The following is a 13,331-nucleotide window of genomic DNA, read 5'->3' on the forward strand; positions in this document are numbered from 1 at the left end:
TTCGCGCCTGCCGGTGTGCCGTCTCAGGGGTTGGCAGGTTGCGGGGCGATCTCGAGAAACAGCTGATCCAGCGGCGGCTTGATCAGCACGTACACGATCTGCTTGACCGGTTCCTCGCTTGACGACGCGCCGCTCAATTGTTCCTGCACGTGCTGCTTGAGCAAATCCTTCTGCGTGAATTTGCGCTGCTCGCGCAGCTTGAGGTGCGCCCGGCTGTAGTTGGCCGGCGCGGTGGTGGCCGACGGGTAGTGGAAGTGCGCGTACCACAGCACCTGCGGCGGCCGGGTAGCTTTGTCGTATACCGCGTATTCGGTGAAGAAGTCGCCGCTGAGGGTAGGGCGCTCCGGGTCCGCCGCGCTGGTCAGGTTGATGTCGATCTGCTGGTGATCCCAGAGGTACGTCACGCTTTGCGGCGTCGGCCACTGCTGCTTGTACGCGGCGCTGCAGTCGCGCTCGGCCTGGCGCGCCAGTTCTCTGGCCTGGGCGCGATACTCAGCGATCAGCCCCTGGGCGTTCGGGCTGTTGCCATGATCACGCTGCAGGCGGTCGGCGAGATCAATGAACTTGCGCGCATGGCCGGTGAGCAAGGTGTCCCAATCAGCCGGGTCGACCTGTTGCCGAGTGAGAGGCGAGTCGAGCTGGCGCTTCTGGGCGTTGATCTGCTGTTCTATGCCCGTTCGCTGGCTGATCAACTCCTGACCCCGCGTGCGTAGCTCCACCACTGTCTGAAGCGGCGGCGCGGCTGGCGGTTCGGCCTCGGCCTTTGGCGCCGAATCGACCCACTCGCCATCGAGCTGCTGGAACGAGGCGACGGCTTCTCCGGTGAGCGGATCGCTGATGGTCATCTGTTCGTGGCTGACCGGCCCGGCAGGCGCACGCACGTCACCGATCAGGTAGCCCCGCCGACGGGATTTGAACACTCGCCGTGTGGACGCCTTGGGACGCAGGGTTTTCGATACCGGCAGCGCAACGTCCAATTGTTCCTGTTTGCTGACCACTGTTTCCAGCTCGCTTTCGGCCAGGGCCTGGGCGTTTGCGAGCGCCTTCAGCAGGCGTTCCGCAGCTGGGTACAGGTGCTTGGAATTCAGCGTTTTCAAGGCCTGGAGGGCGTTTGCATAGCTGCGGTACTTGTCGATGATGGATTCGTAAACATTACGTTGGTCCTCAAGGGCGTAGTCGTTGCTGCTGCGCACCTCTATGTGCGTGTACACGGTTTGCGTCAGACCAAGGCCCCGCAGGCGGTCGTAATACAGCTTTTCATGGGGAGACAGGATGACGTTCGATACATCCACGCTCGCGCGCGCCAGCGGCACCAGGGCATTGAGTTTCAGGTTCGCCGAAAAGAACAGCCGCACGTCGGTGATTCTCTGCAGCCAGGCCAGTCGTTTGGCGGCGCCGCCGAGAGAGAACTGCGCCAGTTCTTCAAACGTGGTTTCCATCCTGGCGGTGGCATTCGCCATGCGCTGCCAGGTGTCCGCCGACTCGTCCGACTTGGCGATGTACTCATCGTAGGTGGTCCGATCATCGAGCAAGATATCCAGGAACATGCGCTGGACCAGATCGCTCATGGCCTGGCCGGTGCGGGAGGTCTGCAGGCCTTGTAACCATTCACGTTCATATTCATAGACGGCAAAGGCGTCATCCACCGACTGCTCGAGGATTTTTTCCATGTCCCTGATATCGGCGCCGGCGAGGGTGACCTTTTTCAGTTCCTGTGCCAGGGGCAAGAGCGACTGACGCGTCTCGATCAACGGCGTCACACGCTCCGTGAGAATGTCCAGTAACCTGCGGTAGAGGGCGCTGCGGGTGGCGTAGTCCTTGATTTCCCTCTGATGACTGGCCTCCAGCGCGGGTCGCTGCGCGGGGGTGGCCCGTTGCACTGCGTCCCAGGCCAGTACCAGCGCGTCGCGCTGGGCCCTGAGGGTGTCGCGCATTTTATGCATCTGAGTGAAAGACTGCCTGACAGGGGGTTCCAGGGTCCCGACCAGTTCAGCGTTGATCTGCCCGATACGGGTGAGCAGCTGGGTTTTTTGTTCAAGCTTCTGCTCGCGCAGTTCGGCCATGCGCTTGGGGCCCGAGCCGAGCAGGCGCAGGCCGCGATCCAGGCGCCAGTGGCCGCTGCCGTCGGTCCTGATCGGGATGCCGGGGTGGTCGATCTTTTCGGGGTGAACGATGAATACCTCGCCAAAACCCGGCACGACATTGACACGGAACAGCAGGCTGCCCACCGAGGCATGCAACTTGCCGTCGATCTGGTACAGGCCTTTGTAAAGGCCGGTGTCGATGGGCGCCGGTACCGGGTCCGGCCAGCGCACGTTGTAGGCCAGCAATTTTTCCAGCATGCGCGCTACCGCGCTGTCGCCGGCAACGCTGAGGTCAAAGTCCAGCAAGGTGCGACCGCCTCCCGGGGGTTCGCTGGGCAGGCCCACCGCGCCTCGTCGGATCTGCGTGGCCGGTGTGCTCGAGGGTGCATCCAACGGACGCCGAAAGGGCAGCCTGGCCAGGGCCTGTTCGGTACCAGATTCCTCGCGCGGCGCAATCACGGCCGGCTCATCGGGCGCACGCTGATGCAGCAACAGCATGGCGATGTTCATCAGCACATCCACCCAGGCCAGTTCCCGGGTGGTGGGGTCTGTGCTTTCCAGGGCAGGCAGGTCCTGTTTCAGGCTTTGCATCACCTGAACCAGCCAACCCACCACCGCAAGCGGCCCGCGCACGGCCATCAGCAGCGTGTTGAAACCCAGTTGCATGCCTTCCACGATCAGCTCCCAGCGGCTCTCGGTATTGGAGGTGGATTCTCCCTCGGCCTGGTCCAGCAGTTGATGCGCTTCGCACTCGAACAGGTATTCCAGCAGCGTGCCGGTGTTCAATGCAAGCAGCACCTGCGCAGCACTTTCGTCGTCGGCGCCGGCCAATGCTGCCGGTGCCGGCACCCTGGGCAGCAGGTCGAATTCCGAACCGATGCCGACCCGAACATAATGGGGTTCGAGGAACCCGCCATTGCTGTAGATCGCGCTGGCGTGCTCCGGCAACCAGGCCAGCACGCTGGCCTGCAGCTCGCCGGTCTGGACAATCGCGGCGAGCAGGTCGGCACGGCTGCTGAACTCGCGCAACGCCTGGGCACAGGCGGGGCGGTACAAAACATGAGGCCCGGCCTGCGGGTCCCGGGCCTCGATGATGAACATGTTTTGCACCACATCGGCGTTCGCACCGGGTTTGCGCAGGAATCCCAGGGGGCGCATGACGATTTCCGTTTCGCCGACCCAGCGACCAGCGCGCTGCTCATTGAGCACCGCCGCCACATAACGCGCACCGCGTGCGGTCAGCCCGTTAAGCCCCTGAAGTTTGTATTGCAGCGCCTGCATCTTGAGTTGCAACGGGCGTTGCTGCTTGAACAGGCGCTGGCGTTTTTGCGCCGCCGTAATGTTGTCGATCAGTTCCTGGCGGATGTAGTTGGGGTAGTTCAGGCCGATGTTCAGCCGCTGGACCAGTTGGAAAATGTACTCCGGCGTCAACCAGGCTTCCAGCGCTCGACCTTTGCGGTGGCTCAGGGTCATGGAGCCCTTGGGGCGTCCGGATAAGTTTTTCAGGGCCAGTTCCACCAGGCTCATCATCACCGGCTCCAGGTAGCCGCTGCCCAGGCTGCCGACCGGCACGTGGAACGTCAGTTGCAGATCGTCGGCATCGTAGCTGTCGGCGAGTGCCGTTTGCGTGCAGGTACGCTCGCCATGCAAGGCTTGGTTGCGGTCCAGGCACAGCTGGTTGTTCAGGTGAGAGGTGGTATAGGCACCGATGCTGTCCAGTTCAGCCAGTTGCGGATCGCCCAGGGCTTCGCGCTTGATGATGGCCTGTTCGAGTACGTATTGATGGTAAGTAAACTGATCGGCGGGCGAAGCGCGTTGCAGCCAGCCGGGCAACGCAGCCTTGAGTGAGGACTGCGGCTGTGCGCGGGCTCCGGGCAGGGCGGTCAGCAGGCGCGCCGGATCGGTGGCGGCGGCGAAAAGTCGCTCCAGTTCCTCAACGCTGCCATTGGCGGGCAGGCTGATAGCGGCCAGGTCGTCCAGTTGCTGGTTAAGCACAAGGGCCGCTTGCACCTCGAAAATATTGCCGTCCGGCTCGTATTGACTCCAGGTAATCCGGTCGGCAACAAACTGCCTGGCCATGCGCTCGCCCCAGGCTTCGCCAAAGTCATCCAGGCTGTCGAAGGGCTCGATTTGACCGGACAGGCCACACAGCAACACCTGCGTGCCGCTGACCAGCAAGAGGTCGGCCGACTGCACGCTCAGGCGCTTTTTGCCCTGTTTCAGGCGGGTTTCCAGGGTATAGGCGTGCACGGCTTTATCGGGCCATGGTTGGCGTACGCGGTCTTCCCGGTCGGGGCAGCGGGCCAGAGCGCTGAGCACGTTGAGGGGCTCGGCGTCGTTGCCCAACTGGTCCACGGCCATGCGGCGCAGCCGAGCCTGGAGCATGTCCGCCAGCCATTTCCAGCGGCTGTCGCTGGCGCCGCCGGCCTGGCCCCAGTACGCCGTCACGGCGTCCTGAAAACCAATGAACAGAACCTGGGCCAACTCACGGATCACTGCCTCAATGACGCTCAGATCATAATTTTTTGGGCCGTCGGTTTGATACGTGAGCCGGGTGCCGGTGGCGTCGCTCAGGTAGCCGTCCAGACCGCCACGCGTCGACATATCCGGGTAGCTGTCAGTGGCCAGATACTCCAGGGCCACGGTCAACAGCGGGAGCAAGGCCCGTCCGCCGCCGTCACGCGGCTGCGCCAGGCGCAGGTCGGCGGGCGGCTGGGTCAGCAGCGGGAATTTTTCCTTGAGCAGCTCCGACAGCATGTGCGCGGCGACGTCGCGCAGGGTCGGGCGTGTGGCGAACTGTGCGGCAACCGCCTGTTGCAGCAGGTCGGCTGGGGTGTCGCGGGTTGAATCAGGCATTGGCGTTCCTTTACGTGGGTGGGAAGTCATCACCAAAGGTAGTGTCGGCCTGCTGCGCGAGGTGGTAGCCGGTTAGGGCTTTAGGTGCGAGGCGCAAACTGGCCTATGATGGGCGTTTTGAACCTGATGAAAGATGGTTATGACCGATAGCTTGCTCAGCGCCCTGCAAACCTGTGACATGGTGGAAATCGACGGGCTGTACACTTTTGACTTCCAACTGAACGCGCAAACGTTGCGCATTACTTGCCTGGACGGGCGGGCGCCCAAGCACTGGGTGTTCAGCCTGGCGCAACTGCAGGCGGCAACGCGCGATGACGCCACAGGGTCCTGGACACTGAGCAGCGATGCCGGCGAGCACCGGTTGCTCTGCATGCACGGTTCTACCGGTGACAATGACAATAACGACGAGGACCAAACGGATGAACATGCGTAAATTCTGGCCCCTGCTGATGGCGGGCAGCGTCGGCGCGATGTCGGTGCAAGCCGCGCCCGCCGCCACCTATGAACTGCTGGTGGGCAGCTACACCGCCGGCACCAGCGAAGGCATCTACCGGTTGCAGTTCAACAGCAGCACCGGGCAGTTCCAGGGCCAGCCGGCGCTGGCGGCGAAGGCGCAAAACCCGTCGTGGCTGACGGTCTCCAGGGACCAGAAGCACTTGTTCGTGGTCAACGAAAATGGCCCCGGCCAGAAGGACCCGGTCGGCCGCGTCAGCAGCTACAGCATTGACGCCGGCACCCATCAGCTGACCTTGATCAACCAGGTCCAGAGCCTGGGCAACGAGCCGACCCATTCGAGCCTGGCCGGTGATGGGCGTTACCTGTTCGTGGCCAACTATTCGGTGCTGCAGGATCCGGGCGGTAGCCTGGCGATTCTGCCGGTCGATGCCCAGGGCAAACTGTCGGCACCGGTGCAGATGAGCGGGCACCCGGCCAGCGGCGTCAACCCGGAGCGCCAGGCGTCCAACCATGTGCATTCGGTGGTGTCGTCACCCGATGGCAAGTATGTGTTCGTCCAGGACCTGGGGGCCGACAAGGTGTTCGCCTACCGCTACGACCCCAAGGCCAACCATGAGCTGCCGTTGACTCCAGCCGACCCGGCCGCTGTGCAACTGCCGCCCGGCAGCGGCCCGCGTCACCTGCTGTTCAGTGCCGACGGCAAGCACGCCTGGCTCACCACCGAAATGAGCGCGCAAGTGGCGGTGTTCGATTACCACGACGGCAAGCTGAGCCAGACCCAGCTGGTGGACTTCGCCGCCGGCCAGCCGGTGTCCGACAAGGCTGGAGCGGCCTTGCACGCCTCAAGCGACGGCAAGTTCCTGTACGTCAGCAACCGTGGCACCACCAATCAGATGCTGGTGTTCAGCATCGACCCGGCCACCGCGCACCTGAAGGAACTGCAGCGGCGCTCTGTTGAAGGCGATCACCCGCGCGAGTTCAGCCTGGACCCGAGCGGCAAGTTCCTGCTGGTGGCCAATCAGAAAAGCAACGAAATCGTGGTGATCGAACGCGACCCCAAGACCGGTCTGCTGGGTAAAACCGTGCAGAAACAGCCGATCGATGCGCCCAGCGACCTTAAGTTTCTGGTGCGTCAATAAGCCACAGGCCCCGCTGAGCGGGGCCTGAGCCGTTGTATTAATTGTATTGATAGCGGCTAATGTTTCAAAGCATTTCAAAGGTTCAACCCTCGGGCGTAAGTTGGGTTCCAAGGCCTCCACCGGCCATCCAACCAAACGAACACGAGGGTTACCATCATGAACTTCAATCTCTTCTCGATCATCGCCGCTTCCGCTGTTTCCGCGACCGTTGCACTGCCTGCCGCCGCCAGCGTGGAAGTCACCGGTAAAAAATCCAGCACCAGCGCCTACACCCAGAAATACTTGCAGCAAAGCGCCAATTTCTACGCCGCACTGGATCACAAAATTCAGCACTGAGCAGCAGGCTACAGAGGCCCTATGTGAGAGGGGGCTTGTTGCCGATAGCGGTATATCAGTCACACCTGCAGTGCCTGACAAACTGCTATCGGGAGCAAGCCCCCTCCCACATGGGACCGAGTCGCGATTCAGGGTTTTGCCATTACCGCTGTAAACAATGGAGACTCCAGAAACCGCTGCAGCCACGCCTGTAGCCGTGGATAGGGGGGTGCCCGCAAACCACTCGCGATCGACATGGGCAAACTGGCGCACGAACGGCGCGACGGCCGCATCCGCCAGGCTCATGTGCGCGGCGAGCAAGTAGTCACGGTCCGCGAGCAACGCCTCCAGCCTCTGCAAGAACTGCTCGCCCTCGGCCCGATAATGCGCCATCGGGTGTTGCGGGTAGCGCTCGGCGTACTTGTATCGATTCAAGTGATGTTTGAACCCCTGATCATTCTCGGCAATCAACGCCAGTACGGCGGGGTCGCCTTGCAGCAGCCAATCGTCGGGATCGTTTTGCGCCAACGCCCACTGCATGATGTCCAGGCTCTCCTCAATCACCCGACCCTCCACGCTCAACACCGGTACCGTACCCTTGGGCGACAGTGCCAGCATTTCGGCCGGCTTGGCCTTGAGGCTCACCTCGACGATGTCTACCGCTATGCCTGCATAGCGCAACGCCAACCTTGCGCGCATCGCGTAGGGACAGCGCCGGAACGAATACAGCAGTACCTGGCTCATTTGACCTCCAGGGTGCTCAAGCCGTTGCCCTGGCGTTTGACCTGGATCTGCACCGGGATGCGCTCGTGCATTTCCTGCACGTGGGAAATCACCGCCACCTTGCGGCCCTGGGCCTGCAGGCCGTCGAGGGCGTCCATCGCCAGTTGCAGCGACTCGGGGTCCAGGCTGCCGAACCCTTCGTCGATAAACAGCGACTCGATCTTCAGTGTGCTCGACGCCATCGACGCCAGGCCCAGGGCCAGCGCCAGCGAAACCAGGAACGTCTCGCCACCGGACAGCGAATGCACCGAGCGCAGTTCATCGCCCATTTCCGTGTCCATCACCAGCAACCCGAGCATGCTGCCGCCGCGCTTGAGGCGATAGCGGCGCACCAGTTGGCGCAGTTGCACATTGGCGTGGTGCACCAGCAGGTCCAGGTTGTAGGCCTGGGCAATTTTGCGGAAGGCGTCGCCGGTGGCCGAACCGATCAGCGCACTCAGGCGCGCCCAGCGCTGCCATTCGTCATAGGCCCTGGCGATCTGCTCGGCGAGGGCGTGGTTGGCGTCCTGGCGACGCTGGTCTTCGGCCTGGCGCGCGCGCAGTTCGGCGCAGTGTTTCTCGCTGTCGGCCAGCTGTTGATTGAGGGCGGCCAGGGCGGCGTCCAACTGCTCGGCGTCGAGGTTGCCATTGTGTAAGGCCTGGTGCCCGGCGAGGCGTTCCTCGCGCTCGCGCAACAGGACGCTGGCTTGTTCCACGGCCTTTTCGCTGTGTTGCAGCTGTTGGCGCAGTTGGTTGACCTGTGCCTCATCAAAGGCCAGCAGGTGGCTCAGGCCGTCGTCGTCCAGTTCCGGGTGCTGGGCGCGCCATTCGCCCAGGCGCACGTCGAGGCTTTGCTGTTCGGCGGCCAATGCCTGTTGGTGCTCCTGCTGGGCTTTGAGGTCGGCGGCCAGCTGGATCAGGGCGTTGCGCAATGCCTGCAACTGCTGGTTGGCGTCGGCTTCGCTTTGGCGTGCCTGTACCACTGCCTGGTCCAGTTGCAGTTGCCACTGTTCGGCACTGGCGTGGTCGCCCAGCAGGGTACTGAGCGTTTGCTGGGCGGCCTGTTGCTGCTGGGTCAGATCGGTTACTTGCTGCACCGCAGCAGCCAGTTGTTGCTGGCGATGCTGCTGATGGGTCTGTTCTTTCTCGATGGCCTGCTGGCGCTCGTGCTGCTCAGCCAATTCATCGCGCTGATGGCCCACGTGCTCAAGGCGCTGGGAGACCTGCTGGTCCAGTTGCATGAAAGTCGCCGCCGGTTCACTGCGTAAACCCTCCAGCGTTTCGGCCGGCAACAGGCCGGCAAAGGCGTTGAGTTCGGCGTCGAGGCGTTCGCGGTCGCTGGCCAGTTCGCGCTGCTGGTCCACCAGCTGCTGACGGGCTTGCTGGCTCGCGTCCTGCGCAGCTTGCAACTGTTGCTGCAAACGTCCGGCGTTTTGCTGCAGGTTGAGCAGGGCGCCCTGGCGTTGTTCATCCTGGGTGATGCTTTGCGTGAGCTGATCGAGCTGCTGAGCCAACCAGGCGCTGCGTTTGGCGCCCTCCTGGTTGAACAGCGCGGCGCCCAGCGGATGCGCGTGCAGGCTGGGCGTGAGGCCCTGTTGTTGCGTCGCCAGTTGCTCCTGTTGTTGCAGAAACTCCTTTTGCTGGGCGATCAACCCACCCACTTCGCCACGCAGCTCGGTGAGCCTTTCCTTGAGGCTGTCCACGGCTTTCTGCGCCGTGGCTTCTTCGTTCTCGTCATGCCGGCCGAGGCTCTGCAACAACGCTTCAGGCTGGTGGTAGGGGTGCTCATGGCTGCCGCACACCGGGCACGGCTGGTCATCCTGCAACTGCTCGCGCAGCTCCTCGACGCTGGCACTGCGGGCCAGGCGCTGGCGTTCCAGCAGTTGCTTGGTCACCGTCAGGGTTTGCTCGGCCACGGCCAGTTCGGCCTTGGTGTGCAGGCCGGTCTGGTTCAATTGTTCGCGTTGCTGCTGCGCGTGGGCCAGTTTCTGCGTGAGGTTGGCCGCCTGTTGATCCAACTGCTGCTGGCTGTCCCATAGCCGGGTGAGGTCTTCGAAGGCGCGTTGCTGCTTGCGATTGTCTTGCAACAGGCTGGCGAGCAGTTGGATCTGCTCGGCGACGGCCTGCGGTTCGGCGCCGGCTTCCTGATACAGCAGGTTCAGCGCGTCACGTTGCTGGGCGAACTGCTCGGTGGCGCTGGTGGCACGCGCCTCGAGCTGCGCCAGCTCGGCCTGGCCTTTGTTCAGGCGATTGCCGATCAGCACCAACTGTTGCAGGCGGTCGCGGTAGGCGCTCCAGGCATCGCTTAACGGGGCGAGGGCGGCGCTGCGTTCAAGCTCGGTGGCCAGCCGTTGCAGGCGCTCGGCGACTTCGGCCTGCTTGGCTTGCAGGCCCGTGAGCAAGGCTTGGCCTTCACTGCAGGCGCTGTCGTGCTGCTGCTTGTCCTCGGTGCGCTTGGCCAATTCCTTGGTCAAGTGGGCGAGGGTGGTCTGTGCTTCGAAGGCCTGGCGCAACAAGGGCGCGGCGTTCGCCTGGTCGTGCTGGGCTTGGGCGAGTGCCGACTGGGCGCTGGCCTGCTGCTGTTGCGCCTGTTCCTGGTGGCTGTGCAGCGCGGTTTGCTGGTCAAGGTGCTGTCGAATCTGCTCGGCAAGTGGGGCCAGCAATGCGTCGAGTTCCGCGCGGCGCACGAAGTGATGGCGCTGCGGGGCGAGCTGGTCCAGGCGCGTCAAATCCTGGCGTTGCTGGCCTTGGCTGTCCCAGTGTTGTTGGGCTTGCTGCAACTGCTCGGCGGCGCTTTGCTGGCGCTCCTGCCACTCGCCCAGCTCCTTGAGCCAGGTGTGTTGCAGCTCCAGTTGCTTGAGCTGGGCCTGTTGGGTCTTGAGCTGGTGTTGCGCCTGGGCCAGTTGCTGGTCGAGTTCGGCGCGGGCTTCGGGCGCCAGGGGCACCACGCCGGTGGCCTGGTCCTGCAACTGCTTGTGGGCGTCTCTGGCGTCCTTGGCCTTGTCGAAGGCGCGGCGCCCAAGCTGGGTGTAGAGCGCGGTGTCGGTGAGCTTTTCCAGCAGTTCGCTGCGCTCGTTGTCGTTGGCCTTGAGAAAGGCGCTGAACTCGCTCTGCGCCAGCAGCACGGCCCGGGTGAACTGCTCGAAGTTCAGGCCCAGGGCCAGTTCCAGCTGGGTCTTGTATTCGGTTTTCTGGCTGGCCAGCAGTTGCTCGCTGTCCAGGTCGATCAGGCTCTGGCGGCTGGCCTGCAACTTGCCGCTGGCCTTGTCGCGGGCGCGGTTGGCTTCCCAGCGCGCGCGGTAACGGCGGCCGCTGACGCCGACGAAATCCACCTCGGCATAGCCGCCGCCGGTACCGCGACGCAGCAGGGTACGCGCATCGCCAATGGAAATATCGCTGTCGGCGTCCGGCATCTTCGCCTGGCCGGTATCGCCCAGGCGTGGCACCGCGCCAAACAGAGCCAGGCACAAGGCATCGAGCAGGGTGCTTTTACCGGCGCCCGTGGGCCCGGTGATGGCAAACAGACCGGCGCTGGCCAGCGGCTCGGCGGTGAAGTCAATCTCGAACGGCCCGGCCAGGGAGGCGAGGTTTTTCAGGCGGATGGCGAGGATCTTCATGGCTGTTCGCCCTCCTGTTGCACTTCCTGGAGCAGCACGGCGAAGTCCTTCAGGGTCTGTTCATCCACTTCGCTGCCGTAGCTGTCCTGCCAGGCGCGGCTGAACAGCTCCTGGGGCGTGAGCTGGTCGAGTTCGACCAGGCGGTCTTCGTCGCCGTCTTCGCGCGGGCCATTGCCTGCGTATTCGGCAGCGATGCGCACCAGGCGCACGGCCTTGCCGTGCAGGGCGGTTTCGATCTGCTGGCGCAGGTCTGGCTGGGGTTCGTCGAGCAGCACCCGCACTTCCAGCCAGGGGTGACGCTGGGTTTCAGCGAGCAGGTCGACATCGGGCAATTCGGCCAGGGCCTTGAGAATATCCGCCAGCGGCGCCGCCTCCAGGCGTTGCAGGTTGACCGAGCGCGGAATCAGCAGCGGTTCTACGCTGACCAGCCTTTCGCCCTGAAACATCACGTCGAGAATTTGGTGCTTGTAGCCGATTTCGGAAAACGACAGCGGAATTGGCGAGCCGCTGTAGCGAATGCGTTCTTCGCCGTTCACCTTTTGCGGCTTGTGCAAATGGCCCAGGGCAACATAGCCGACACTTCGATCGAACAGGGTGGCCGGCAGCGCCTCGGCGTTGCCGATGATCAGGCTGCGCTCGGAATCTTGCGACACCGAACCCCCGGCCATGTGTGCATGGCTGATGGCAATCAGCGCCTGGCCTTTGTTGCGCTTGGCGTTGGCGGCGGCAATCAGCCATTCATGCACCTGGCCGATACCGCGCAGGTAATCGTCACCCAGGTGTGCGCCGGTGACTTCCGCCGGGCGCAGGAAGGGCAGCGCCAGGCACCAGGCGGCGATCTTGCCTTTGGCGTTCGGCAACGGGATCAACAGGCGTTCGGCATCCAATTGGCCATCATCCAGCCACAGCACGCGGCCCAACGCATGGGTGCGCAGACGGCGCATCAGCGGGGCGGGCAGTTCGATGCGCGAGCCGGAGTCATGATTGCCGGCAATCATCACAATCGTCAGGTTCGGGTTTTGTTCATGGGCGCCGATGATGAAGTCATACAGCCGCTCCTGGGCCTTGAGCGGCGGGTTGACTGTATCGAATATATCGCCGGCGATCAGCAGCGCATCCGGGCGCTCGGCTTTTAACTGGCCGAGCAGCCATTCGAGGAAACAGGCATGTTCGAAGTCGCGTTCCTGGCCGTGCAGGTTTTGCCCAAGGTGCCAGTCGGAGGTATGAAACAGACGCAAGGCGAACTCCGTGGAGAAGATGAAAAGGAGGGGAGTTTACCTGTTATGCGAACACGCTGCTCCAGGTGACGCAGGTCAACTGTGGGAGGGGGCAAGCCCTAATGCCAGTCAGTTAAGGCGAACCCGTACCTGTGGCGAGGGAGCTTGCTCCCGCTGGGCCGCGAAGCGGCCCCAAACAATGGGCCTGCTGCGCAGTCCAGCGGGAGCAAGCTCCCTCGCCACAGGTTACTTCTCGCTTGTGCTGCTTCTTAACTGACTGGCATTAGGGCGAGCCCCCTCCCACAGGGGTTGTGCGTTATGCCTGGGGCTGCAGGCACTCCAAGGCCCGGTCCGCCAGGGTGCGGGCCATGTCGATCAGGTGGGCGGTGGAACAGGCCATGTCGCGTTGGGCGCCGTTGAGGTTTTCGGCGGTTTGCGTTGCGGTGGTGGCAGCGCAGCGTAATAGCGAGGCAATGCTGGCGATGGCGTCTTCGAAGCTCAGGTCTTCGTGGGCGATAAAAACGGGAAAGGGGGGATCGGGGACGAGTTTGTTCATGCGTGAAGCTCCTGCTTGGGTTGGGAGCCACTCTTTTGCCGATCTCACACGTCAAAAGGTGGCAGCTATGTGCGGGGTGAGATACCGGAAAGCAGGATCCGGCCAGACCAAAGCCTGCCCGCACATAGCCGCCATAGACGGTCGTAGCGCATGGCGCCTGCTAATACACGGGATCTCACACCCGATCGCTGATATGCAGCGACGAAGCGAAGGCTATCCAGCGAAATGAGCAGGCGCAAGGCCGAAGGATTGTCTAGGAAACGTCCTGCAAATTAAAGGGATAGGGATTGCTGGCCTTTAACAATGCATGTCCAGCAGGCGATGCAGGT

The 13,331-nt window shown here is 63.1% G+C and carries 7 protein-coding genes and 1 pseudogene; 3 read left to right on the plus strand and 5 right to left on the minus strand.

The window, feature by feature from the left end:
• Positions 1-23: 23 nt before the first annotated feature.
• Positions 24-4,940 (minus strand): dermonecrotic toxin domain-containing protein, encoded by a 4,917-nt coding sequence (locus tag SC318_RS11445; RefSeq protein WP_320430880.1) that lies wholly within the window; start codon positions 4,938-4,940, stop codon positions 24-26.
• Positions 4,941-5,079: 139 nt separating this feature from the next.
• On the opposite strand from SC318_RS11445, the gene SC318_RS11450 reads away from it, so the two are divergent.
• The 3 genes from SC318_RS11450 (at position 5,080) to SC318_RS11460 (ending at position 6,871) form a co-directional block, all read left to right on the plus strand.
• Positions 5,080-5,373: a DUF5629 family protein gene (locus SC318_RS11450; protein ID WP_320430881.1), complete on the plus strand. Its 294-nt coding sequence runs from the start codon at positions 5,080-5,082 to the stop codon at positions 5,371-5,373.
• Positions 5,360-6,535 carry a lactonase family protein gene (locus SC318_RS11455; protein WP_320430882.1) on the plus strand — a complete coding sequence of 392 codons (1,176 nt, stop codon included), beginning with the start codon at positions 5,360-5,362 and terminating at the stop codon, positions 6,533-6,535. Before SC318_RS11450 ends, SC318_RS11455 begins: the two co-directional genes overlap by 14 nt.
• Before the next feature lie 156 nt (positions 6,536-6,691).
• Positions 6,692-6,871, plus strand: a complete 180-nt coding sequence (locus SC318_RS11460; RefSeq protein WP_124386352.1) for a hypothetical protein — start codon at positions 6,692-6,694, stop codon at positions 6,869-6,871.
• 128 nt (positions 6,872-6,999) lie between these two features.
• On the opposite strand, the pseudogene SC318_RS11465 reads toward SC318_RS11460, so the two are convergent.
• From SC318_RS11465 to SC318_RS11480, 4 genes and pseudogenes are all read right to left on the minus strand, one after another.
• Positions 7,000-7,594 (minus strand): annotated as a pseudogene (locus tag SC318_RS11465) (glutathione S-transferase).
• A complete protein-coding gene (locus tag SC318_RS11470) occupies positions 7,591-11,229 on the minus strand; it encodes an AAA family ATPase (protein WP_320430883.1) in 3,639 nt (1,212 codons plus the stop codon). The pseudogene SC318_RS11465 and the gene SC318_RS11470 overlap by 4 nt, the downstream one beginning before the upstream one ends.
• Positions 11,226-12,467 carry an exonuclease SbcCD subunit D C-terminal domain-containing protein gene (locus SC318_RS11475; RefSeq protein WP_320430884.1) on the minus strand — a complete coding sequence of 414 codons (1,242 nt, stop codon included), beginning with the start codon at positions 12,465-12,467 and terminating at the stop codon, positions 11,226-11,228. The genes SC318_RS11470 and SC318_RS11475 overlap by 4 nt, the downstream gene beginning before the upstream one ends.
• A gap of 295 nt (positions 12,468-12,762) precedes the next feature.
• On the minus strand, positions 12,763-13,002 hold the full coding sequence (locus tag SC318_RS11480) for a DUF6124 family protein (protein WP_320430885.1): 240 nt from the start codon (positions 13,000-13,002) through the stop codon (positions 12,763-12,765).
• Between the last annotated feature and the right edge of the window lie 329 nt (positions 13,003-13,331).

The sequence above is a fragment of the Pseudomonas sp. MUP55 genome (assembly GCF_034043515.1).
In the GTDB taxonomy this organism is placed as follows: Bacteria; Pseudomonadota; Gammaproteobacteria; order Pseudomonadales; family Pseudomonadaceae; genus Aquipseudomonas.